This window comes from Haloferax sp. DFSO52, from assembly GCF_048158745.1.
In the GTDB taxonomy this organism is placed as follows: Archaea; Halobacteriota; Halobacteria; order Halobacteriales; family Haloferacaceae; genus Haloferax.
In genome coordinates, this window is sequence record NZ_JBLOPB010000001.1 from 229,196 (window position 1) to 249,899 (window position 20,704).

A 20,704-nucleotide genomic window follows, 5' to 3' on the forward strand; every position below is an offset into this window, starting at 1 on the left:
TCAGCCCGAACTCTCGACAAGAACGAGAATTTCTCTCTGGTGACTGTACCGTCACAACGCAGTTACTCGATTAATGTCATCCCAACTTCGGTTCTCGGGTGATGGGCGTCGCTGGCGAGTGTGAGGTCAGAAAAAACGATGCGAAACGGGCCGACGTTTCGAGTCGATTCGTGGGTCAGGGGGTGAGTGTATGGGGGGACGCTCACATTGCGCCGCCCATGCCGCCCATACCGCCCATGCCGCCCATGCCACCCATACCGCCGGGTGCGCCGCCTTCGTCGTCGTCGCCACCGGTCTGGCCACCGGAGAGGTCGCCAGCGGCGATGACGTCGTCGATGCGGAGAATCATGACAGCGGCTTCGGTTGCGGACTCGATGGCCTGCGTCTTGACGCGGAGGGGTTCGACGACACCCTCTGCTTCCATGTCGATGATGTCGCCCGTGTAGGCGTCGAGGCCAGCGGCGAACTCGCCGGCGTCGTGGCGCGAGCGCAGGTCGACGAGGGAGTCGATGGGGTCGAGACCAGCGTTCTCGGCGAGCGTGCGCGGGATGATGTCGAGGGCTTCGGCGAACGCTTCGATAGCGAGCTGTTCGCGGCCACCGACAGAGTCAGCGAATTCGCGCAGGACGAGCGAGAGTTCCGTCTCAGGGGCACCGCCACCGGGGAGGACCTGTCCGTCTTCGAGCGTCGTGCGGACGACGCCGAGGGAGTCCTCGATAGCGCGCTCGAGTTCGTCGACGACGTGTTCGGTGCCGCCGCGGAGGATGAGCGTGACGGACTTGGCGTCTTCGACGTCTTCGACGAAGATGCGCTCGTCGCCACCGACGTCCTTCTGGGAGACGGAGCCTGCGAAGCCGAGGTCGTCTTCCTCGATGTCGTCGAGGTTGCTGACGACGCGGCCACCCGTGGCGCGGGCGAGGCGCTTGAGGTCAGAGGACTTGGCGCGGCGGACTGCGAGGATGCCTTCCTTCGCGAGGTAGTGCTGCGCCATGTCGTCGATACCGTCACCGACGAAGACGACGTCGGCGCCGACGTCGACGAGCTTGTCGACCATCTCTTTCAGCTGTTTTTCTTCCTGGTCGAGGAACTGCTGAAGCTGGTCTGGGTCCGTGACGTTGACTTCGGCGTCGATCTCCGTCTCGCGGACTTCGAGCGCGTCGTCGAGGATGGCGACGTTGGCGTCTTCGACGGCGTACGGCATGTTCTCGTCCACGCGCGTCTTGTCGACGATGACGCCTTCGACGAGTTCGGAGTTGTTGATCGAACCGCCGACGACCTTCTCGACGGAGACGTTGTCCGTGTCGATGCCGTCGTCGTCTGCCACTGCGAGGACGGCGTCGACGACGAGTTCGGCGAGGAGGTCCTTCGCGGACTCTGCGCCCTTGCCCGTCATCGCCGTCGCGGCGATCTTCGTCAGGGTCTCGCGGTCGTCTTCGGTGACCTGGATGGCGTTCGATTCGAGGACTTCCTTGGCCTTCTCTGCGGCCTGACGGTAGCCCTGCGCGATGGTGGTTGCGTGAACGTCGGATTCGAGGAGTTCCTCGGCCTGGTCGAGGAGTTCACCCGCGATGATGACGGCCGTCGTCGTCCCGTCTCCGACTTCGTCTTCCTGCGTCTCGGAGACTTCGACGATCATGTTGGCCGCGGGGTGGTCGATGTCCATCTCTTTGAGGATGGTGACACCGTCGTTCGTGACGACGACCTGCCCGCCGGAGTCGACGAGCATCTTGTCCATTCCCTTGGGGCCGAGCGTCGTACGTACGGCCTCTGCGACGGCTTTGCCGGCCGTGATGTTCATCGACTGCGCATCCTGACCGGATGTTCGCTGCGAGTCTTCACCCAGAATGATCATGGGCTGACCCTGCTGCATTCGCTGGCTCATAGTCATCGCCTGATTGTTTGTGATTCTATAAAAGAGTTGTGTTTAGTGGTATGTCAAAACGCAACACGGTAGCTCAGTCGAACCCGAGAGAAGGCTATCGATTACGAGGGTTTATGTACGAATCCGAAGCCAGACACGGCGTGCGCCGTCGAAGGGGTCGGTGTAGTCGATGTCGAGGATGTCGTAGACGCCTCGTGGGATGCCGATGTCTGCGAGGAGGAGGTCACCGACCGCTGCGCGGGCAAGCCCCGTCTTCGGGAGCGCCAGTGTGAGTGTCGTGTCGGGTTCGACTGCCACACCGGGAGCGTCACCAGTCGTCGCATCGACGCCCGAAGGAACGTCGAGTGAGACGACGACGTTCGCGTCCGCCGTCGTCTCGACGAGTGACGCTGCCGTCCCGCGAAGTGCTCCCGAAAGTCCGTACCCGACGAGCGCATCGACGACGACTGCGGCGTCGTGGATGGACGCGCTGGCGTGAGACGATGTCACCACATTCGCATCCGTCGCTGCGAGGATGCGACGCTGTCGAGCGGCGGCACCGGTCAATTCGTCGTCTGGTCTGTCCACGACGAGCGTCACGTCCGCCCCTCCGTTTGCCAGATGACGAGCCGCACAGATACCACCGCCACCGTTTCCCCCGTCACCAGCGAGAACGACGATGCTCCCTCCGTCTGCGGCGTCGCGGGCGACTTCGGCGAGATTTCGCCCGGCGTGTTCCATCATCTGGAGGAGTGCGAGTCCAACGTCTTCGACTGCAACGCGGTCGACCGAACGCATCTGGTCGGCGGTGACGGCTGGGACCGAAACCCCGTCCGTCGTCTCGAACTGGGTCGTCACGACTCGCTCTATGGTGTCCAGAAAAAAGACGGTACGGTGTGAGGGCCGCAACAGCGGTGTCCTCGTCGGTGACGTGCCGCGTCGGCCGGGTGGCCGCGTCGGCGGTGGCGTCTCAGTTGTTCTGTCTGACGTTGAATCCGCGCGTCAGGTCGTTGTGCTTGCGTTCGAGGAACGAGTAGACTGCGCCGTGTGGCGCACCGTCGAGAATCATCTCGACAGCACGGCGGACGACTTCGACTTCCTCGGGTTGCCCGATGATGCCGAGCGTCGACCCGTAGATGACCACATCCGCACCGGTCAACTCTTCCATGAGTTCGCGGGTGCGACCGTTCTCGCCGATGAGTCGGCCTTTCTTGCGCCGCATATCGTTCTTGTTTCGGGTGTGTCGGTCGATTTCGATCAGTTCGAACATCCGCATGTCGTCGTCGAGGAGCGACATCGCGTCCTCAGGGGCGAAGCCACGGCCGACGGCGCGAACGACATCGGGAGCGACCATCCCGAGTACGGGGTCACCCACGCTGTCGATTGCGACGCTGCCGTTTTCAGAGTCGACGTCGAGTCGAACTTCTGCTCGACTCTCGATTTCTCGAAGCGTCGACCCACCTTCACCGATGAGAACACCGATACGGTCCTGCGGCACCTTGACGTGCTGCATAGGGGGGGATACCCAGTGGAGCGGTTTAAGCGTTCGCTCGCGGGGCCGCTACGTGTGTCACTCGCAGACGCGCCGTTTTCGGGTCGCGCTGTTCACGCTGCGGGCGTCGTCGAGTCGAACAGGCGAGTGCTGACGTGATGGACGACGAGCACCCCGGCGGCGACGGCGCTGAACCCGACGACGATTGCTGGGCGGTAGAACGCCGCCGAGAGGAACCCGTACGTCCCGAGTGCGGTGTTCACTGTGGCGTGTCCGAACACTGCCGGAAGGAGACTTCCGTCGGCCCGTTCGGTGACGACGCCGAACAGCACCGACCACGAGATGGTCAGTGCAACGAACGCGAGCGGGTCAGTTCCGCCGACGACGAACGCCTGTCCGGGGAGGAAAAATAGCGGTGCGTGCCACAGTCCCCAGACGAGCCCGACGATGACTCCAGCGATTCCCGACCCGACTCGCTCACGGAGCAGTGGATGGGCGAACCCGCGCCACCCTGCTTCCTCTGCGAGTGGGCCGCCGAGGAAGACGTTGACGAGGATGACGAGAGGCAGGGCGAAGAGTGATGGGCCACCCCCGAGACCACCCGGAACGCCGCCGAGCGACGTGACCCAGACGGCGGCGACAGTCGTGGCGAGGACGCTGACGACGACACCGACTGCGGGCCACAGACCGGTTCGCCACGCGAGATACTTCGAGAGGAGCGACCGAACGCCATCGCGACCCGACGCACGCCACGTCAGGACGACTGCGGTGACTGTCGGCCCCCACGCTCCTGCGAGGATAGCGACGATGTCGATAGAATCGGGGAGGACTGTCGTGAGAAGCCAGAACGGCCACGCCCAGAGGGATGCGAGACCGGCGAACGGGAGAAACCGACTCACGACGCTCCTCGTCATCGATTACTCCTCGTCTTCGTCTCCGTCTTCGTCCTCTTCGTCGGCCGTGACGAACTCGAACAGCGAGTCGGCGTCGGCGTCGGCACCCTGTCGCTGGAAGAACTTGGCGACGTTGTGACAGTCGCGTCGGAGGAACTCCTCGGCGTTGGGGTGGTGAATAGTTACGGCCTGTCCGAGGTCGATGACGACGAGTTCGCCCTCGTGGATGATGAGATTGTACTCCGAGAGGTCGCCGTGGACGAGTCCGGCACGGTGGAGGCGGCGCATGTACTCGCGGACGACTTCGTAAGCAGTCTGTGGATTCTCGACGTTGACTTCCGAGAGTCGTCGTGCCCGGTCGTCTGCGACGCCGACGAGTTCCATCACGAGGACGTTCCGCTGGACCGAGATTGGTTTCGGGACGCGAACGCCGGCGCGCTGGGCGCGTTCGAGGTTGGCGAACTCCTTTCTGACCCACGCACGGACGACCTGTCCCTTGTCGTGGCCGATGCCCTCGAATCGCGGGTCGCCTTCGAGATAGTCGCGCATGTGGCGGAAGTCCGAGGCATTGATGCGATAAATTTTGACGGCGACTGCTGTCTCGTCGGGACCCAGTGCCTCGTAGACGTTGGCCTCCTTGCCCGTCGAGATAGGCCCGCCGAACGCGTCGATGTGGCCGTCTTGGACGAGTTTGTAGATTGCAGCGAAGGTGGCGTCATCGAACACCGACTGTTCGACTTTGAACTGGTCGGCGTCTTTCATCCGAATTCTGAACTCGTCGAAGTCGCGGTCACGACGCTTGGCAATGCGGTCTGCCTCGTCGTCAGAGAGGTCTATCTCTTCCCACTCGTCGCCAAACGTCACGCCCTCCTGGGGTTCGACCAAGCCGAACTCGTCAGTCATTGAACTAGGGCTACGGGAGGCGAGATGAAAAGGCCACAGGCTCTGTCGTCGGGTTTCGGCAACGAAAACTGTCCCAGCGCAGACCAGTCTACTGGATATGGCCTTCGCGACGGAGTTGGTCGGCTTCGGACTTCTCGTAGCGCCACGTCACGTCTGCCTTCTCGTCTTGCCAGTCCCACGGGTCGACGAGGACTACGTCGTCTTCTCGAATCCAGATGCGCTTCTGCATTCGACCGGGGATGCGAGCGGTCCGCTCGACGCCGTCGGCACAGCGGACGCGGATACGATTTGCACCGAGCATGTTCGTCACGACGGCGAACACTTCGTCGTCGTTCGGCATTCTCAGGTCTCGGCGGCGCTCGTTCTCGTCGTCGCTCATGCGCGACGCTTCTACGCCGTCATGTTTAAACCCGCCGACGTTACTCCGCGCGAGAGTGTCCGGTCGAACGACGCGTTTAGGGGGCTTCCGGTCCGCCGTCAGGATATGCTCGATAAACTCGGCACGAAAGGTATCGCCGGCGTCGTCTGTCTCCTCAGTGGGATTGCCCTCGTCGCAGTTCAGGCACCGCTCGTCGCCGCCGGCATCGCGCTCGTCGTCGCAGGGATGGGACTCGTCGCTGGCGGTCTGGCAGAGAACGTGATGAAGATGTTCGGAATGGCCTGAGACGGGTCGTCTTTCGGATTAGGCGTCTATCTTCTTTCGACCCGGTGCGATGAGTTCGTCGAGGTAGCCCGCCAGCGCGCCCTTCGCGTCGAGGGGGTGGAGTTCGCCGGATTCGAGGTCAGCCTCGAGCGACTCGTAGTCGTCGTATTCGAGGTTGCCGCCGTACTTGTCGGGGCGTTCGACGACGACGCGTTCGAAGCGCGGGAAGACGTGGTACTCGAAGATCTGGAGCACTGGGTTCTCGCGTTCGGTGCCGTCGTCCATCGGGTCCGGGTCGGCCGTCGGCGGGCAGAACGCGTCGTTGACTTTCTCTTCGATGTCTTCGGTGGTGTCTTCCATCGAGATGGTGACGCCCTTCGACGAGGACATCTTGCCTGCACCAGTCGCGAGGTCCGCGATGAGCGGGGTGTGCAGACAGGTCGGCGACTCTTCGCCGATGTTCGGCAGGGTGTCGCGGGCGAGCATGTGGACTTTCCGCTGTTCCATCCCGCCGATGGCGAGGTCCACGTCGAGGTAGACGATGTCCAGCGCCTGCATGATGGGGTAGACTGCCTGTGCAACCGTCACGCTCTCGCCGCTCTTGATTTCGGCCATGGCGCGTTCGGCCCGCGAGAGCGTCGTCTCGAGTTCGAGTGCGTGTAAGTCGAGGACGTAGCTCTCGTCGAGTTGGAACTCCGACCCGAGGACGAACTCGGTCTGGCTCTCGTCTAAGCCGTAGGCGATGAACTGCTCTTTCATGCGTTCGGCCGTCTCGCGGATCTCCTCGAAGGTGCCCTTGCCGTTGAGGTAGGCGTGTACGTCGGCCAGCAGCACGACTACCTCGAAGCCCGCCTCCTGGAGGTCGATGAGCTTGTTGGCGGTGAGCATGTGACCGATGTGGAGGACACCCGAGGGCTCGTAGCCCACGTACGCTCGCTTGCCCTGTGGGTCGTCGGCCAGCGTGCGCACTTCGTCCTCCGTGACCACTTCGGAGGCGTTCCGAGTGATCAGGTCGTATGCGTCCATACGTGTTCGGTGTCGGGGATGTGGGATATGACTTCTGATAGGGATTCTCGTCGAAGCTCACCGTTTCCCGTCGTGAGAATCGACCCTCCTCGCCAGTCGGTGGTCGCACATCTTCCGGCTGGCTACGATACTCCCTCTGAAACGCCGCTCTCGGGCGAAACGGACAACACCTCCCAGTCCTAACTCCGGGTGATGTCCGACTCTGGTACTCGAACGCGTGCGCCGGTTGTCATCTTCGCCGCGCTCATGCTCGCCGTCTTCGGCCTCTTGGCGGTCATGTGGGCGTCGGTCAGCGGCGGCAACCTCCTCCCGTACATCTTCGGGTTCGCTCTCTACTTCCTCGTCTTCCACGTCTACCTGCCCTACCGGGTTCACAAAGATGCGACGCTCAAAGGCCGAAGTGCGACGTTCTGGGCGGCACTCGCCTTTTTCGTCCCGCTCATCGGGGCGGCGATTTATTTCGTCGTCGGGGGACTGACGGGTGGCGACGACGTGACGAGCTAACGACGAGATTCGACCGGAGTCGGTCTGATTCGCTCTGATGAAATATCCGAAGCTTGACCGGAATCTCGCGACACGTAACGAGGGTGTGTCGCTCAAATCCACCCCACGCCATCCACCCTTATTGGACGGTAACTCACATGCCCTCAGAGTCAAGAGCTGACTCCTTGGGTGGTCTCCGGCCTCGAACGAGTTCTATCCCTCGCCGAGTTGTCCAAACAAGAGCGACGGCAAACAGATAGGTGAAGATGAAGAATCCGACTGTGCCGAGTGACTGATTAACCGGGGCGATTGCACCGAGGAGTGTTGAGTAGAGAACCATCACAGGGAGGGCGAACAAGAACACTCCTCCGAGGAACGTCCGAACAATCCCAGTTGGCTCACCGAACAGGAATTGAGAGAGAAATCCGAGATATCCGAGTGTGGGTAAGGCAAACAGGACAAAGACTGCACGATTCCACAAGTGGGTTCGGAGGGAACTGTCCATGCAGATGTATATGTGTTGACAACTTATAACTTGTACCGGTCGAGTTGCGCCCATTATTCAACACCGCTTCGACGAACTATCAGCGACTGGAGCCGTAAACAGCGCCATCTGCGTCACCCGAAACCGGATTCGACGCGTCTTACCGCTTTTCGGCGCGGTGTTCGGAGATAATCTGGTCCACCATCGACTCTCTGTTCTTCTTCCGACGCGCTTCGGCGCGGGTTTCCCAGTCGTCGATTGCAGCATCTATCTCAGCTTTGCTTGCGACAGCGAGTTCGTCTATCTCCTGTATCGTCACGTCGGCGGCGGGAGCGACCGGAATCTCGGCCTCGAAGAGAACCTCGTCTGCGACTTCCGAGAGATTGCCAGACCGAACGACGAGACGCGGGTCGAACGCGGCGAGGCGTTCGGCCGTGGTTCGGCCAGCACCGCTCGCATCGCGGAGGTAGACCACGTCGCCGGCGGCGATGCCGTACGCTTCGACGGTGTGGTCCAACGCTCCGTTCGTGAACTGCTCGACGATTTTCACGGGTGCGAGATTGCCCTCGGTGTTCACGTCCGCGAAGTTCGAGTGGTCGAGTTTCCACAGCGACTTCAGGCGGTCGAGTTTCTCCGCGAGTTCGTCCTTCTCGTCTTCGAGCGATTCGGCCTTGCGCTCCAAGCGCCCGTTTTCGCGTTCGAGCCGATTGACTTCCCGACGCTCGCGGGCCTCGCGGCGTTCTTCACGGCGGGCGTCCGAGAGTTCCTTCTTGTACTCTTCTATCGTCTCGTTCTTCTCGTCGAGCGTCTCGTTGAGGTCGTCGACGTGAGATTCCAGTCGCTCGACGCGCGACTTCAGATTGCGAATCTGCCGCTCTTCGGGCGTGAGTTCGGGTTGCTCGGGTGTGTCGTCGGTGTCGTCGTCGCCGGTGTCCGCCCCGTCGTCGTTCATCTCGCGGAGGACGGCCTCGACCGACTCTTCGCTCGTGAGGACGCGCGCGATGACTTCTTCGCGGTCCACGTCGGCGGGCACCTTCCGTGAGATACGTTCGAACTGGTCTGCGTGGTCGTCGAAGGCGAACAGCGCGGCGGCGAGTGCGTCGCGCTCGTGGTCGTTCTCGTAGTTCACGTCGCGGGTGCGGTGGAGTTTTTCGTCCACCGGGATGTCGCTCGGTGGAATCCAGCCAGCGGCGTCGAAACTCCGACGGAATTTCTCGACGGTTTCGGGCATCGGATTCACGTCGGCGGCGACGAGACTCGGCCGCCCGCGCTCGATTAGCCACTCGATGATTGCGGCTGTGTCGGCGGTTCGCGTCGAGTGAACGTCGAGGACGCGGCCATCGAATCCGATGACGGCGACGGCAGTCGTCGTTCCGGGGTCGATGCCGACGATGACTCGGTCGCGACGTTTGACGAGGGGTTCGAATTCGACGCCGTCGCGGCGTTCGCGCTCGATTTCGATGCGCGTGTCGCCGGACCGCCGCGCCGACACCGGAATGTCCTGTGGTCGGCCTTCGACGGTGAACAGCGCCTGTGAGTAGCCGCCGTACTTCTCTGTGATGTCGCGCTCGTACTCGAGATTCGCCTCTTTGAGCGCGGACTCGACTTCGCGGGACTGCTGTTTGACAGAGCCATGGATTCGGCGGGTGTAGCGGTCCTGACTCCACCCGCCTTTGCCAGTCGAGCGCCCGCGAGAGACCTTGACCGTCGTCGTGTTCTCGAAGGCGACGACTTCGTAGCCGATGTTCGCGAGGGCGAGTCTGGCGGCGGCCTCTGCTTCTTTCATCGGGTCCTTCCCGTAGGGGACGCCGTGTCGCGATGCCACTCGGGAGAGTGGTTCGGGGCGTTCGGCCCCCGTAACCTGCACGAGTCTGGTTTCGTGTGGAAGCCATCGCAGGAAGCGAACCAGGTCGTCTTTGTCCGCCGCGAGTTCGTACATGTTGTCCGTCGCGACGACTGTCGGTTCGTCGCGCTCGATGAGGCGACGTAACTTACGGAAGGAGACGACGTCTCGTTCGATTCGGACCTCGTCTGACTCAGTGTCTCGGGTGTCCAACACGACGAGGGCGTACGACGGAGAATCACCGCGCACGTCGCCGCTTTGGATGTCGACGCCGAAGACGACCGAGTCGAGCGCGCTCGTCCGGTCGTTCACGGCGACGAATACGGACGCACCGAATATATACTCCACGCCGGGTGTGTCAGTTCGGCGGCGTTCGGACCGTGACACCCCCTGTGAGTCGTGACCGAGTTTGACACGGAACAAACAAATCAGTCCGACATAATGTCTATTCGTGAGTGCTGACATTCCCGACCCGCCGTCGGTGACTCCTCGGTCGCTGACGCGGATTGTCCTCATTGCAGGTATCGCCCTCCTCCTCGTTGCAGCACCCGTCGCGGGACTTCTCGCGTGGGAACCCGTCGAAGAAGGGAACGTGAAGGTGGTGAAAAAGTGGGGTGCGACGACCGGCACGGTGTTCGACCCCGGTGCGCACTTCGTCAACCCCGTCTCACAGTCGACCGTCTCCCTCTCTGTTCGCCCGCAGTCGTACACGATGTCTGCGGCGTCAGGCGAGGGTGAACGACAGGGTGACGACGCCATCACCGTCCTCACGCAAGACGGTCTCCGAACCGACATCGACGTGACCGTCCGCTACCGTGTCGATGCCGCGCAGGCGGTCAAATTCTACCAGAACTACCGGACGGTCGAGTCCGCCGAAGAGCGCCTCATTCGGCCATCGATTCGCTCTGTTCTCCGGACCGAGGCCGGCCGGCTTCCGGTCACGGTCATCTACACCGGTGAAGGCCAGACCCAACTGAAGGCCGCCGCCGAACGCGAACTCGGGCAGGAGTTCGCAGAGGCCGGGCTCATCCTCGAAGCCGTCCAGATTCGCAACGTGGAACTCCCGAACGAGTACGCACAGGCAGTCGAACAGAAGGAGATTACCGAGCAACGTCGGCAACAGAAACAAGACGAACTGGCCGTCGAAGAACTCGAAGCAGAGCGCAAACGAATCGAGGCACAGGGTGAAGCAGACGCGAACCGCATCGTCTCGGAGTCGCTCTCCGACGAGGTGCTCGCCCAGAAGTACATCGAGAAGTTAGACGAGACGGACACGGTGTACATCCCGGTCGGTGGAGACGGCTATCCGCAGTTCGTCCGGTCGCTCGATAGCGACGAGTCGAGTTCGTCGTCGTCATCGTCGTCATCGTCGTCATCGTCGTCGAGCGATTCCGACAACTCCACCAGTTCGACCTGATGCGACTTCGTCGTGAACTCGTCGTCGTGGTCGTTCTCTTGGTCATCATCGGCGCACTCGCACGGACGAGTGCGGGGCGGTTCGTCCTGCCACTCGTCGCTGTCGGTGTGGCCGCCAGTCTCGGCTATCTCTTGCTCAAAACACCGGCGTACTCGCGGACGACAATCGGCCCGCGGAGGCGAATACTCGAATCGACACCCTCTGACACGAATGCCACCTGCGTCGAATGCGACTCGCCGGCGACGACCATTCGGCGTTACGTGCGTGAATGGGTCGTTCTCGGCGTCCCCGTCGTGCTTCTCGAAGATGGGAGAAATCCGGTCTGCGACGACCACCTGGACTGAGTTTCTCTCCTCGTCGCCTCAGACCAGACTTCCTTCTGCGACGAACTCCACCGCGCCACCGACGCGGATGGTCACTTCGTCGCCGTCGTCGCTCGCTTCGAGGAAGAGGTGCGACGGCCGACCCATCTCGTAGCCCTGTTCGACGGTCACCTCTATTTCGGAGTCACCGAAGTAGCGGTGGCGAGCGAGATAGCCGGCGAAGTTCCCGTTTGCACTTCCAGTGGCTGGGTCTTCGGGGACGCCGTGGCCGGGGGCGAACATTCGCGCTGCGATGTCGTTCGCGTCGTCTCGTGGGTCCGGACAGAACGGGAAGAGGTTGTCCACGCCAACCTCGTCCAAGAACGTCCGATACGCTGCAGGGTCGACTTCGCAGCGACCCAGTGCATCTCGGTCGTGGAGCGGAATCATCACCGCAGGGAGCCCTGTCGAGACGACCTGTACCGGCCAGTCGGTGTCGAGGTTGGAAACGTCGAGCGAGAGGACTTCTGCAATCATCTCGTGGTCGAGTATCTCGCCGAACTCGGGTTCGTTCTGCGTCATCCAGTACGCTTCGTCGCCGTCCTCAGTCCGCACTTCGACCGGAATCGGACCGACACCGAGGTTCAGCGTCACCTCGTCGCCGGCGTCGAAGTGTTCGCGAAGGACTGCGGCGGTTCCGAGCGTCGGGTGGCCGGCGAACGGAATCTCACCACCGGGCGTGAAGATGCGAACGTCGAACCCGTCTTCTGGACTCCCACCTTCGACGAACGTCGTCTCGGAGTAGTTCATCTCCTTCGCGAGTGCGGCCATCTGGTCGTCTGTGAGTGTGTCAGCGTCTTCAAAGACGGCGAGTTGGTTCCCCGCGTACTTCGCCGTCGCGAACACGTCTACGATGTGGAAGGCGTTGCTTGGCACGCGAGACGATGCGTGCGGTGGTGAGAAAAACGTGTGTCTCACTCAGTATCCGGGAACGGAACCTCGACCTTCTGGCCGTCTTCGGCGACGAACACGTCGCCGTGGAAGACTTCTCGCGCCTGTTCGAGAAGCGGGTTCGGATTGGTGGCGTAGCGTGCCGAGACGTGCGTGAGTGCGAACTGCCGGACGTTGGCGTCGCGGGCGACGCGAGCCGCCTCGCGAGCAGTCGAGTGGGCGGTCGACTTCGCGCGTTCTGCTTCTTCGTCGGTGAACGTCGCGTCGTGGACGAGCAAGTCCGCTTCGTGGGCGATTTCGATGGTCGACTCGAGCGGGCGTGTGTCACCGGTGTAGACGACTTTTCGGCCGGGGCGAGGGTCGCCGACGACCTGTTCGGAGCGAACGACCGTTCCGTCGTCGAGTTCGATATCTTCGCCGCCGTGGAGGCGTCCGAACGCGGGACCGACGGGGACGCCGAGTTCTTCGGCTTTCTCGCGGTCAAACCGACCGGGTCGGTCGTCTTCGACGAGCGCATAGCCGACAGACGAGGCTCGGTGTTCTGTCTCGAACGTTCGAACCTCGTAGTCCTCGGCGCTGTACGCCACGTTTCCGGGGGCGACTTCGTGGAAGGTGACGTGGAATCCGGGTTGGTAGCCGCCGGCGTGGACGAGTCGTCTGAGGTGTCGCTTGCTCCCCGGTGGGCCGTGGATTGCGAGTGGGGCTTCGCGCTCGTTGAAATCGAGCGTCTGAATCAGGCCGGGGATGCCGAGGATGTGGTCGCCGTGGAGGTGCGTGACGAACAGGTGGCCGATGCCGAATCCGGTGCCGAATCGCATCATCTGTCGCTGAGTTCCCTCCCCGCAATCGAACAGCAGGCGCTCGCCGTCGCGATTCACGAGAAACGCGCTCGGCGCTCGCGCCGTGGTGGGGACGGCCCCCCCGGTCCCGAGGAAGGTCACACGCATGGACATGGCTGATACTGATAGCGGCGGGGCTAAACGTGCGTCGAATCGTCGGTGTCTGTCGCGGTTCCGACGGACCGACCGATTCTTACCCGACCGTCTGTTACCGCAGTGCAATGGACGCGCCGCTGTGGACCGAAACGCACGCGCCGACACTCGACGACCTCCCGCAACAGGAGGTCCGTGAGCGCCTTCGCCGCGCCGTGGACGAACCGATGAACCTCGTGGTGCAGGGGCCGCCGGGCGTCGGAAAGACCGCCGCGGTCCGCGCACTCGCCGAGGAAGCACACGCCGACCCGGAGAACGACCTCATCGAACTCAACGTCGCGGACTTCTTCAACCGGACGAAAAAGCAGATTCGACAGGACCCGCGCTTCGAGCAGTTCCTCGACGGTCGGAGTCGCATGGCGAAACGCGATATGATCAATCGCGTGCTCAAGGAGTCGGCCAGTTACGCCCCGATGTCGGGCGAGTACAAGACCATCGTTCTCGACAACGCCGAGGCCATCCGCGAGGACTTCCAGCAAGCCCTTCGCCGCGTGATGGAACAACACCACCGGACCACGCAGTTCGTCATCACGACGCGCCAACCGTCGAAACTCATCCCGCCGATTCGCTCGCGGTGTTTCCCCGTCCCGATGCCCGCACCCGACGACGAATCTCTCGAAGTGCTCGTCGCGAACATCCTCGACGCCGAAGAAGTCGCCTACGACCAGAGTGGCCTTCAGTTCCTCGTGGACGCCTCGAACGGAAACATCCGTAAGGCCATTCTCTCGGCCCAGCGAACGGCGACGGAGGCGGACGAAGTCACCATGTCCACCGTCCACGCCGCCCTCGGCGACGTTGGCTTCGACGACGAACTCAAGACGCTCCTCATCAACGCTCGCGACGGCGACATCAAAGACGCCCGCAAGACGCTCACGACGCTCCTCGACGACGAGGGGTACGAAGGCGACGAACTCCTTCGCGATATCCTCCGCGTCGCCGACTCGACCCCCGAGCGATTCGCAGACGGCGAACTCGCACGCCTCCACGAACTCGCCGGGCAGGTCGATTTGGATATCTCGATTGGTATCGACGACCGACTGCATCTCACGCACCTCCTGACGAGTTGGGGTGCCGAAGTCCGAGGCGAGGCCTGAATGAAATTCGCCCCCGGCTATCGACGGTTCGCCGTCCCTGCATTTCTCGGCGCGCTCCTCGCTGCGTTCGTCTTCCCCCCAGCAGGTGCCGTGCTTCTCGGACTCGGTGCGTTCGTCCTGTGGTTCTTCCGCGACCCGGAGCGCTCGCCACCCGAGGAATCTGGCGTCATCTCACCCGCCGACGGCCACGTTTCCGTGATTCGTGCCGAAGACGGCCGAATCCGCGTCGGCGTGTTCATGAACGTCACTGACGTGCACGTCAACCGTGCCCCCGTTTCGGGAACTGTGCGGGATGTGACGCACCGACCGGGTGCGCACAAACCGGCGTTCTCGAAGGACTCGGACAAGAACGAACGCGTCGATATCGAAGTCGTGACCGACGAGGGTGACGAGTACGAAGTCTCCCAGATTGCAGGCGCGTTCGCCCGCCGAATCCACCCCTACGTTGCGACTGGAGACGAACTCGAACGCGGCGACAGGATTGGCCACATCGACTTTGGCTCTCGGGCAGACGTGTTGTTGCCGGAAGGGTTCAGTTCGGACGACGTGGTCGTGGAGAAAGGCGAGTCGGTGCGGGCGGGCGAGACGGTGTTGGCGAAGCGCTAATCTTTTCGTTCGGGTTGAGGGGAAGGAATATCCACGCACGCGTGGTACTCCTTCGCATGCCAATACGAGCGGCCACCCAGGACGATATCGACGCGATTCGAGCGGTGGCGAAACGGTCGTGGGAGACTGACTACCCGGAGATTCTCACGCGCGAAACCATCGACGCGGGAGTCGAAGACTGGTACGCCCCCGAACGAATCGCGGATGCACTGCTCCCGGCCCGGTCGCTCTTGCTCGTCGCCGAACGTGACGATTCAGTCGTCGGATTCGCTCACGCGACGTGGAGCAGCGACGAACACGAGGGCTACATCCTCCGCCTCTATGTTCACCCCGGCCACCGCCGGCAGGGCGTCGGGTCCGAGTTGCTCGAACGAATCCGAGGCGACCTCTCCAGCGAAGGTGTCGAACGACTCAACGCGATGGTTCTCGCCGAGAACGACCCGGGAAACACCTTCTACGAACAGTTCGGTTTCGAGTTCGTCGACGAGGCACAGACGACTATCGGTGGCGACTCGTATCGAGAGAATCGGTACGTGCTCGAATAGGTGGGAGAGGTTGTGTACGTGTCAGACCGTAGTTCCGCAGGTGTCTTATAGCGACAGCAGAGAGACCCATGCAGACGGCACGGTCAGGCGGCCCCTTTCGACCCTCGTGGTTTCCACGACGGGTTCCGCTGGCTGACCTACCCCGTCGTTCTAACAATCACGAGCGACTGCGCTCGTCGTCCGGATATCCTCGAATCAGATGGTGTGACTGCCGAGTGTGGATGGATTGTTACTGGCGGGGTTCAGTTCGGGGGATGTCGTCCTCGAGACGGATGAGTCAGTTCGGATGGGTGAGGCGGTGTTGACTTGGAAAGGTGAGGTCTCTCGAACAGCTGCCAACACAATGACAACTATTTAACACTCCATCCCGTGGGATACGGAGTGTCCTCCACATCGCTCGATTCAAACTCGCTGTCTCGATCCCCACAACCTCCATCACCGTGGTGGTACGGTGTCGCCACGTTCCCAGTTTCGGTCTTTCTCAGTGTCCTCGCGGTGGCGGCCATCGCTGGAATTATCCCCGCCATCGAATCTGGGTCTGGAGAGGCCGCACTCAGTTTCTTCGCGGTCCTCTTTCTCATCGACGGTATCAACCTCTTCGTCGGTCTCTTCGTTTTGGTGTTCCTCGTTATCGACGTGTACGCCGTTCGAGAGTCGTCGGTATCGTGGCGACCGCGGTGGCTCTGGGTCGCGGCGGGTCTGGTGCACGTCGCTGGGACGCTGTTCTCGCTCTTCTACGTCGTCTCGGTTCCGTTGCTGTCGTACTACCTGTATCGGCGCGGAAAACGTACTGGGTCACCGAGTCTCTGACTGCTGACGGCACACCGGGTTCATCGCCGCAGAATATGCACATACCGAACGAGCGACCGATGCACCCGGCGCTCGAACACTTGCTCAACTTCCCATCCTGCATCTTCGGCCTCGTCGACCCACGACCGGTCGGCGACCATCACACATTGGGGTGCGACGCGATGAACCTCTGCGAGCGCACCACCAACCAAGTCCGCGAGTGAGTGCCGGGCAATCTTCGACTGTCTCCCATAGGGTGCGTCGAACACCACGCCATCCATCGAGTCGTCGCAGAGCGGAAGCGCCGTCGCGTCGCCGCGAACGACGTGTCCGTCGCCGACGTAGTGGTCGAGGTTGACTCGAGCACCGCGGGCCATCTTCGCCTGTGCATCGACGCCGACGACGTCGGCACCGACCAATCCGGCTTCGAGCAACACGCCGCCGGTGCCGCACATCGGGTCCAGAATCCGAGCACCGGGTTCCGCGCCGGCGATGTTGACGAAGGCGCGGGCGTCCACAGGGGCCATACTCCCCGGTTGGAAGAACGGGCGGTCGGTGGGTTTGCGGTCCGAAAAGTCGCGGACGCCTTCGACGACGGCCCACCCGACGAAGCACGTGTCGTCCGAGAAGTAGACGCGGAGTTCGTGGTCCGGGTCGTCTAAGTCCACGTCGAATCCACGTTCGACCAGTGCCGACCCGACGCGGCGCTCGGTGTCGGTCGTACTGATGCCTGTCAGGCCGCGGACGTCGCGAGCGCGGACGGCGACGGTTCCCTCGCGGTCGATACTGGCCGCTTCGACGAGTGCGCGGGCGGCCTCGATGTCGGGGGCACAGGTTCCGAGGAGTTCGACGACGCGGCGGGTGTATGCGAGCTGTCTCGCTCGCTCGGCATCGACGCCGCGGGCGGTGGCGAGCCCCGGAGCGACGACGTCGACTGCCGTGGCAGCGGTGGCGGCCTCCCGGGCCGCGAACGCGTCTTCCTCGCCGGCGAGTTCCAATCCGTACACGCTCGGACCTGACGGGGCGGAAAAATGAGGGTATCGGTCGCCGGTGGCGGTGGGCCGGGTCTGGATGAGAGATGGTCGGCGAAACGTGATGGTCAGCAGAAACGAAATTTATATCCGATGGTCCGAATCACCCTCCATGGCCTCTCTCGACGCCATCCTCTGGAGTGCGGCGGCACTCGCCTACGGCGTTGGCGACTACGTGACGACCATCGTCGGACTCAGGATGGCAGGTGTCGAAGAGGGGAACCCAATCGTTCGGTTCCTCTCCGGTGGCGACCCCGGTCCGGGGTCGTTCGCCGTGTTGAAACTCGTCTCTGTTGGCCTCTTCGTCGCCGCCTACTGGACGCTCAGACCTGGGTCTGCTCGGCTTGCGGTCCCAACTGCGCTAATACTCCTTGGGACCATCGTAACCGCTCGAAATGTCCAGATTATCTGGCAACGCGTGTAAATTGTAAAACTATTGCACCAATCTATTTAACCCTTAAATACGTGCTTTAAATCGTTGCATGACGGACCCCAAGGACACCATCAACATTGAAAACGTCGTCGCCTCCACGGGAATCGGCCAAGAACTCGACCTCCAGAGTGTGGCCATGGACCTCGAAGGTGCCGACTACGACCCGGAACAGTTTCCGGGACTCGTCTATCGGACACAGAATCCGAAATCTGCGGCGCTCATCTTTCGCTCGGGGAAGATTGTCTGCACTGGCGCAAAATCCACGGACGACGTTCACGAGAGTCTCGGCATCGTCTTCGACAAACTCCGCGAACTCCAGATTCCCGTCGACGAGAACCCCGAAATCACCGTCCAGAACATCGTCACGAGTGCCGACTTAGGTGAGAGTCTGAACCTCAACGCGATCGCGATCGGTCTCGGCCTCGAGAACATCGAGTACGAACCCGAGCAGTTCCCCGGTCTCGTCTACCGTCTCGACGAACCGAGCGTGGTGGCACTTCTCTTCGGGTCGGGCAAACTCGTCATCACGGGCGGCAAGAAACCGCAGGATGCGGCGGACGCAGTCGACGTTATCATGGAACGGCTCTCGGAACTCGGACTGCTCGGCGGGTCGTTCTGACCCGAGACGAATCGACCGAATCTAAGGGAGTTGCGTCCAACGTGCGGATATGGACGCGCTCACCTTGCAGACTGCCGCTTCCGGCGCGCCGGTAACCGCCGTCGCCGGAACGTTCGCGCTGTTCGCGCTGTTTCTCTCTCTCACTGCTCACATCGCCGCGCGAAACGTCCTTGGCGACGTGGAAGTCAAGAAAGCGTTCGCCGTCGGGCCGGTTCCGGCGGCAATCGCCGTCGTCTTCACGACGTTCGGGTGGAACTCGTTTCTCGCGCTGGGACTCGCTATCGCCCTCGACTTCGTCCTCGTGCGGTATCTCTACGGGCAGGACGCCCGCCTGTCGGCGTACATCGTGTTCATTCACTTCGTCGTCACCATCATCCTCGGCACCATCGTGTTCGGCTTGCTCGTCCTCCTGACGAGTGCTCCGGTCTAGAGACAGCGGCGACGCGTCGGCGTACTTTCTTAACTGATGGCGAAGAACCGACAGGCGTGTCTCTCCGCAGACTCGTCTGGAACGACGCCGAACGCCGCCTTCGCGCACCGTTACGGCTCGTTGCAACAGTCTTCGTCGTCGTCGCCATCTCGCTCGTCATCGGCGTCGGGATTGGGTCTACGTTCAGTGACCTCCTCGGGTCGAGCGCACTCGTCAGATTGCTCGTCTCGGTCGTTCTGACCGCGGCGACCGGAATCGGTGGGTTCGTCGCTGCCCGGTACGTCGACCGCCGAACGGTCTCAGACCTCGGGTTCGGCATCGACCGTGCGTGGGCAGTCGATTTCGTGTTTGGACTCGTCCTCGGCGGCGTGCTGATGAGTGCGATCTTCGCCGTCGGCCTGACTGCCGGGTGGGTCGCCATCGAGACGGTCGGATTCGGGTTCGACCGCCTCATGGGCGCTGCAGCGCTGTTAGCGTTCTTCATCTCGGTCGGAATCGCAGAGGAACTCCTCCTTCGGGGAGTCATCCTCACGGATATCGCAGAGGGGATGCGGTGGCGATTCGACGTGCGGACGGCCATCGTCGTCGGATTACTTCTCTCGTCGGCGATTTTCGGCATCGCCCACCTCATGAACCCGAATTCGAGTGTCACCAGCACCCTCAGCATCACGCTCGCCGGCGTCATGCTCGGGTTCGGGTACGTCCTCACGGGTGACCTCGCTATCCCAGTCGGCGTTCACATCTCGTGGAACTTCGTGCAAGGCGGTATCTACGGATTCGCGGTGAGTGGCCTCGACTTCGGCACCTCGCTGGTCGAGACGACAGAACAGGGCCCCGAACTCGTCACCGGTGGGGCGTTCGGGCCAGAAGCAGGACTCCTCGGTGTCGGGGCGATGTTCCTCGGAATCGTCTGTATCGCGCTGTACATCCGTTTCCGCTACGGTGAAGTCCGATTCGACCCCGGCGTAACGATACCCGAGTTGCGGTGGCGGAAGAAGTAAGCCGCCGCTATTCGACCAATCGCTCGATTTCGGTGACGAGAATCCCGCTCGCACCGACGTTCTTGAGGTCGCTGACGACTTCGAACACGTCGCGTTCGTTGACGACAGCGTGGACTGCCACGGTGTCGTTGCCAGCAACGTCCATCACGGTTGGCCCGCCGAGACCCGGGATGACCTCTCGCACTTCGTCGAGTTTCTCTCGGGGCGCGTTCATCATCAAGTAGCGTTTACCCTCCGCAGAGCGGACGGACTCGAGCGCCATGACCAGTTGCTGGACTTTCGGGTCGTCCACCACGTCAGGGCGGGCGAAGAGCCGAACCGACGACGAGAGCACGTCGTCGACCACGGCGAGGCGGTTGACGCGGAGCGTCGTTCCGGTCGAGGTGATGTCGATGATGGCGTCGGCCATCTCGACGTGGGGCGTGAGTTCCGTCGCACCCGTCACCTCGACGACTTCCGCGTCGATGCCTCGCTCGTCGAAGTAGGTTCGCGCGATGTGTGGGAACTCGGTGGCGACGACTTTTCCGGCGACGTCTTCGACCGAGTGGATGTCGCCGTCTTCCGGTGCAGCGAGGACGAGTCGGCACTTGCCGTACTCTAAATCGAGGAGGTCTTCGAGTTCGTGGCCGGACTCGCGGACCTGGTCGAGGCCGGTGATGCCGACTTCGGCGGCCCCGTCGCGGACGTATTCGGGGATGTCGGCGGCGCGCGCAAAGAGAACGGTTACGTCGGGGTCGACGGTGCCGGCGTAGAGTTTCCGCTCGGCACCGTTGTCGAGATGAAGACCCGCACGTTCCAAGAGGTCGATGGTCGGTTCGTGCAGTCGGCCCTTGTTGGGCACGGCGATTCGCATACCCACATCTCAC

25 protein-coding genes are annotated in these 20,704 nt (G+C 62.4%); 12 read left to right on the forward strand and 13 right to left on the reverse strand.

Features of this window, described 5'->3' with window-relative positions; all coding sequences use genetic code 11:
- Positions 1 to 202 precede the first annotated feature (202 nt).
- The 6 genes from thsA to eif1A all read right to left on the reverse strand — a co-directional run bounded on the left by thsA (position 203) and on the right by eif1A (position 5,528).
- Positions 203 to 1,852 carry a thermosome subunit alpha gene (thsA, locus tag ACK3SC_RS01185; protein WP_416839919.1) on the reverse strand — a complete coding sequence of 550 codons (1,650 nt, stop codon included), beginning with the start codon at positions 1,850 to 1,852 and terminating at the stop codon, positions 203 to 205.
- Positions 1,853 to 1,993: 141 nt separating this feature from the next.
- Positions 1,994 to 2,719 carry an NAD(P)H-hydrate epimerase gene (locus ACK3SC_RS01190; protein WP_416838299.1) on the reverse strand — a complete coding sequence of 242 codons (726 nt, stop codon included), beginning with the start codon at positions 2,717 to 2,719 and terminating at the stop codon, positions 1,994 to 1,996.
- Positions 2,720 to 2,831: 112 nt separating this feature from the next.
- Positions 2,832 to 3,374 carry a KH domain-containing protein gene (locus ACK3SC_RS01195; RefSeq protein WP_416838300.1) on the reverse strand — a complete coding sequence of 181 codons (543 nt, stop codon included), beginning with the start codon at positions 3,372 to 3,374 and terminating at the stop codon, positions 2,832 to 2,834.
- 92 nt (positions 3,375 to 3,466) lie between these two features.
- Entirely contained in the window at positions 3,467 to 4,267 is an 801-nt protein-coding gene (locus tag ACK3SC_RS01200; protein ID WP_416838301.1) for a CPBP family intramembrane glutamic endopeptidase, read from the reverse strand.
- Positions 4,268 to 4,270: 3 nt separating this feature from the next.
- Positions 4,271 to 5,149, reverse strand: a complete 879-nt coding sequence (rio1, locus tag ACK3SC_RS01205) for a serine/threonine-protein kinase Rio1 (protein ID WP_416838302.1) — start codon at positions 5,147 to 5,149, stop codon at positions 4,271 to 4,273.
- 88 nt (positions 5,150 to 5,237) lie between these two features.
- Positions 5,238 to 5,528, reverse strand: a complete 291-nt coding sequence (gene eif1A, locus ACK3SC_RS01210) for a translation initiation factor eIF-1A (protein ID WP_416838303.1) — start codon at positions 5,526 to 5,528, stop codon at positions 5,238 to 5,240.
- A gap of 105 nt (positions 5,529 to 5,633) precedes the next feature.
- Here eif1A and ACK3SC_RS01215 point away from each other — a divergent pair, with 105 nt between their 5' ends.
- Positions 5,634 to 5,813, forward strand: coding sequence for a hypothetical protein (locus tag ACK3SC_RS01215; protein WP_416838304.1), 180 nt, complete (start codon positions 5,634 to 5,636; stop codon positions 5,811 to 5,813).
- A gap of 18 nt (positions 5,814 to 5,831) precedes the next feature.
- On the opposite strand, the gene ACK3SC_RS01220 is transcribed toward ACK3SC_RS01215, so the two are convergent.
- The gene (locus ACK3SC_RS01220) at positions 5,832 to 6,818 is read right to left on the reverse strand and encodes a tyrosine--tRNA ligase (protein WP_416838305.1); all 987 of its coding nucleotides are present in this window, start codon (positions 6,816 to 6,818) and stop codon (positions 5,832 to 5,834) included.
- Between the two features lie 192 nt (positions 6,819 to 7,010).
- Here ACK3SC_RS01220 and ACK3SC_RS01225 point away from each other — a divergent pair, with 192 nt between their 5' ends.
- Positions 7,011 to 7,322: a PLDc N-terminal domain-containing protein gene (locus ACK3SC_RS01225; protein ID WP_416838306.1), complete on the forward strand. Its 312-nt coding sequence runs from the start codon at positions 7,011 to 7,013 to the stop codon at positions 7,320 to 7,322.
- A gap of 133 nt (positions 7,323 to 7,455) precedes the next feature.
- Here ACK3SC_RS01225 and ACK3SC_RS01230 read toward each other — a convergent pair whose 3' ends face one another.
- Positions 7,456 to 7,806 (reverse strand): hypothetical protein, encoded by a 351-nt coding sequence (locus tag ACK3SC_RS01230; RefSeq protein ID WP_416838307.1) that lies wholly within the window; start codon positions 7,804 to 7,806, stop codon positions 7,456 to 7,458.
- Positions 7,807 to 7,945: 139 nt separating this feature from the next.
- The gene (locus ACK3SC_RS01235; RefSeq protein ID WP_416838308.1) at positions 7,946 to 9,940 is read right to left on the reverse strand and encodes a DUF460 domain-containing protein; all 1,995 of its coding nucleotides are present in this window, start codon (positions 9,938 to 9,940) and stop codon (positions 7,946 to 7,948) included.
- Positions 9,941 to 10,079: 139 nt separating this feature from the next.
- On the opposite strand from ACK3SC_RS01235, the gene ACK3SC_RS01240 reads away from it, so the two are divergent.
- Positions 10,080 to 11,045 carry a prohibitin family protein gene (locus ACK3SC_RS01240; RefSeq protein ID WP_416838309.1) on the forward strand — a complete coding sequence of 322 codons (966 nt, stop codon included), beginning with the start codon at positions 10,080 to 10,082 and terminating at the stop codon, positions 11,043 to 11,045.
- Positions 11,045 to 11,389, forward strand: a complete 345-nt coding sequence (locus tag ACK3SC_RS01245) for a hypothetical protein (RefSeq protein ID WP_416838310.1) — start codon at positions 11,045 to 11,047, stop codon at positions 11,387 to 11,389. Before ACK3SC_RS01240 ends, ACK3SC_RS01245 begins: the two co-directional genes overlap by 1 nt.
- 18 nt (positions 11,390 to 11,407) lie before the next feature.
- Here the strand turns inward: ACK3SC_RS01245 and ACK3SC_RS01250 are convergent, their stop codons facing one another.
- Positions 11,408 to 12,283 carry a PhzF family phenazine biosynthesis protein gene (locus ACK3SC_RS01250; RefSeq protein ID WP_416838311.1) on the reverse strand — a complete coding sequence of 292 codons (876 nt, stop codon included), beginning with the start codon at positions 12,281 to 12,283 and terminating at the stop codon, positions 11,408 to 11,410.
- Between the two features lie 38 nt (positions 12,284 to 12,321).
- The gene (gene rnz / locus ACK3SC_RS01255; RefSeq protein WP_416839920.1) at positions 12,322 to 13,245 is read right to left on the reverse strand and encodes a ribonuclease Z; all 924 of its coding nucleotides are present in this window, start codon (positions 13,243 to 13,245) and stop codon (positions 12,322 to 12,324) included.
- A gap of 113 nt (positions 13,246 to 13,358) precedes the next feature.
- On the opposite strand from rnz, the gene ACK3SC_RS01260 reads away from it, so the two are divergent.
- The 4 genes from ACK3SC_RS01260 to ACK3SC_RS01275 all read left to right on the forward strand — a co-directional run bounded on the left by ACK3SC_RS01260 (position 13,359) and on the right by ACK3SC_RS01275 (position 16,345).
- Positions 13,359 to 14,384, forward strand: coding sequence for an AAA family ATPase (locus ACK3SC_RS01260; RefSeq protein WP_416838312.1), 1,026 nt, complete (start codon positions 13,359 to 13,361; stop codon positions 14,382 to 14,384).
- Positions 14,385 to 14,990, forward strand: a complete 606-nt coding sequence (locus ACK3SC_RS01265; protein WP_416838313.1) for a protein sorting system archaetidylserine decarboxylase — start codon at positions 14,385 to 14,387, stop codon at positions 14,988 to 14,990. It abuts the gene before it with no gap.
- Between the two features lie 56 nt (positions 14,991 to 15,046).
- Positions 15,047 to 15,535 (forward strand): GNAT family N-acetyltransferase, encoded by a 489-nt coding sequence (locus ACK3SC_RS01270; protein ID WP_416838314.1) that lies wholly within the window; start codon positions 15,047 to 15,049, stop codon positions 15,533 to 15,535.
- 381 nt (positions 15,536 to 15,916) lie between these two features.
- Positions 15,917 to 16,345, forward strand: a complete 429-nt coding sequence (locus tag ACK3SC_RS01275) for a hypothetical protein (protein WP_416838315.1) — start codon at positions 15,917 to 15,919, stop codon at positions 16,343 to 16,345.
- Between the two features lie 20 nt (positions 16,346 to 16,365).
- Here ACK3SC_RS01275 and ACK3SC_RS01280 read toward each other — a convergent pair whose 3' ends face one another.
- The gene (locus ACK3SC_RS01280) at positions 16,366 to 17,322 is read right to left on the reverse strand and encodes a TIGR01177 family methyltransferase (RefSeq protein WP_416839921.1); all 957 of its coding nucleotides are present in this window, start codon (positions 17,320 to 17,322) and stop codon (positions 16,366 to 16,368) included.
- Between the two features lie 145 nt (positions 17,323 to 17,467).
- On the opposite strand from ACK3SC_RS01280, the gene ACK3SC_RS01285 reads away from it, so the two are divergent.
- Genes ACK3SC_RS01285 through ACK3SC_RS01300 form a run of 4 tightly spaced genes read left to right on the forward strand, consistent with a single transcriptional unit; the run spans position 17,468 to position 19,838 of the window.
- The gene (locus tag ACK3SC_RS01285) at positions 17,468 to 17,779 is read left to right on the forward strand and encodes a DUF5658 family protein (protein WP_416838316.1); all 312 of its coding nucleotides are present in this window, start codon (positions 17,468 to 17,470) and stop codon (positions 17,777 to 17,779) included.
- 58 nt (positions 17,780 to 17,837) lie between these two features.
- Positions 17,838 to 18,407, forward strand: a complete 570-nt coding sequence (locus ACK3SC_RS01290; RefSeq protein WP_416838317.1) for a TATA-box-binding protein — start codon at positions 17,838 to 17,840, stop codon at positions 18,405 to 18,407.
- 49 nt (positions 18,408 to 18,456) lie between these two features.
- Positions 18,457 to 18,837, forward strand: coding sequence for a hypothetical protein (locus tag ACK3SC_RS01295; protein ID WP_416838318.1), 381 nt, complete (start codon positions 18,457 to 18,459; stop codon positions 18,835 to 18,837).
- Positions 18,838 to 18,893: 56 nt separating this feature from the next.
- Positions 18,894 to 19,838, forward strand: coding sequence for a CPBP family intramembrane glutamic endopeptidase (locus tag ACK3SC_RS01300; protein WP_416838319.1), 945 nt, complete (start codon positions 18,894 to 18,896; stop codon positions 19,836 to 19,838).
- A 7-nt stretch (positions 19,839 to 19,845) separates the two neighbouring features.
- On the opposite strand, the gene hisG is transcribed toward ACK3SC_RS01300, so the two are convergent.
- Complete coding sequence (hisG, locus tag ACK3SC_RS01305) at positions 19,846 to 20,691, reverse strand: ATP phosphoribosyltransferase (protein WP_416838320.1); 846 nt, start codon at positions 20,689 to 20,691, stop codon at positions 19,846 to 19,848.
- Between the last annotated feature and the right edge of the window lie 13 nt (positions 20,692 to 20,704).

Bases quoted from the DNA above. Each gene is read 5' to 3' on its own strand.
- ACK3SC_RS01225 (WP_416838306.1), top strand. From the start codon at position 7,011: ATGTCCGACTCTGGTACTCGAACGCGTGCGCCGGTTGTCATCTTCGCC.
- eif1A (WP_416838303.1), bottom strand. From the start codon at position 5,528: ATGAGCGACGACGAGAACGAGCGCCGCCGAGACCTGAGAATGCCGAAC.
- ACK3SC_RS01230 (WP_416838307.1), bottom strand. From the start codon at position 7,806: ATGGACAGTTCCCTCCGAACCCACTTGTGGAATCGTGCAGTCTTTGTC.
- hisG (WP_416838320.1), bottom strand. From the start codon at position 20,691: ATGCGAATCGCCGTGCCCAACAAGGGCCGACTGCACGAACCGACCATC.
- thsA (WP_416839919.1), bottom strand. From the start codon at position 1,852: ATGATCATTCTGGGTGAAGACTCGCAGCGAACATCCGGTCAGGATGCG.
- ACK3SC_RS01285 (WP_416838316.1), top strand. From the start codon at position 17,468: ATGGCCTCTCTCGACGCCATCCTCTGGAGTGCGGCGGCACTCGCCTAC.
- rnz (WP_416839920.1), bottom strand. From the start codon at position 13,245: ATGCGTGTGACCTTCCTCGGGACCGGGGGGGCCGTCCCCACCACGGCG.
- ACK3SC_RS01270 (WP_416838314.1), top strand. From the start codon at position 15,047: ATGCCAATACGAGCGGCCACCCAGGACGATATCGACGCGATTCGAGCG.
- ACK3SC_RS01295 (WP_416838318.1), top strand. From the start codon at position 18,457: ATGGACGCGCTCACCTTGCAGACTGCCGCTTCCGGCGCGCCGGTAACC.
- ACK3SC_RS01215 (WP_416838304.1), top strand. From the start codon at position 5,634: ATGCTCGATAAACTCGGCACGAAAGGTATCGCCGGCGTCGTCTGTCTC.
- ACK3SC_RS01200 (WP_416838301.1), bottom strand. From the start codon at position 4,267: ATGACGAGGAGCGTCGTGAGTCGGTTTCTCCCGTTCGCCGGTCTCGCA.
- ACK3SC_RS01290 (WP_416838317.1), top strand. From the start codon at position 17,838: ATGACGGACCCCAAGGACACCATCAACATTGAAAACGTCGTCGCCTCC.
- ACK3SC_RS01245 (WP_416838310.1), top strand. From the start codon at position 11,045: ATGCGACTTCGTCGTGAACTCGTCGTCGTGGTCGTTCTCTTGGTCATC.
- ACK3SC_RS01220 (WP_416838305.1), bottom strand. From the start codon at position 6,818: ATGGACGCATACGACCTGATCACTCGGAACGCCTCCGAAGTGGTCACG.
- rio1 (WP_416838302.1), bottom strand. From the start codon at position 5,149: ATGACTGACGAGTTCGGCTTGGTCGAACCCCAGGAGGGCGTGACGTTT.
- ACK3SC_RS01195 (WP_416838300.1), bottom strand. From the start codon at position 3,374: ATGCAGCACGTCAAGGTGCCGCAGGACCGTATCGGTGTTCTCATCGGT.
- ACK3SC_RS01260 (WP_416838312.1), top strand. From the start codon at position 13,359: ATGGACGCGCCGCTGTGGACCGAAACGCACGCGCCGACACTCGACGAC.
- ACK3SC_RS01265 (WP_416838313.1), top strand. From the start codon at position 14,385: ATGAAATTCGCCCCCGGCTATCGACGGTTCGCCGTCCCTGCATTTCTC.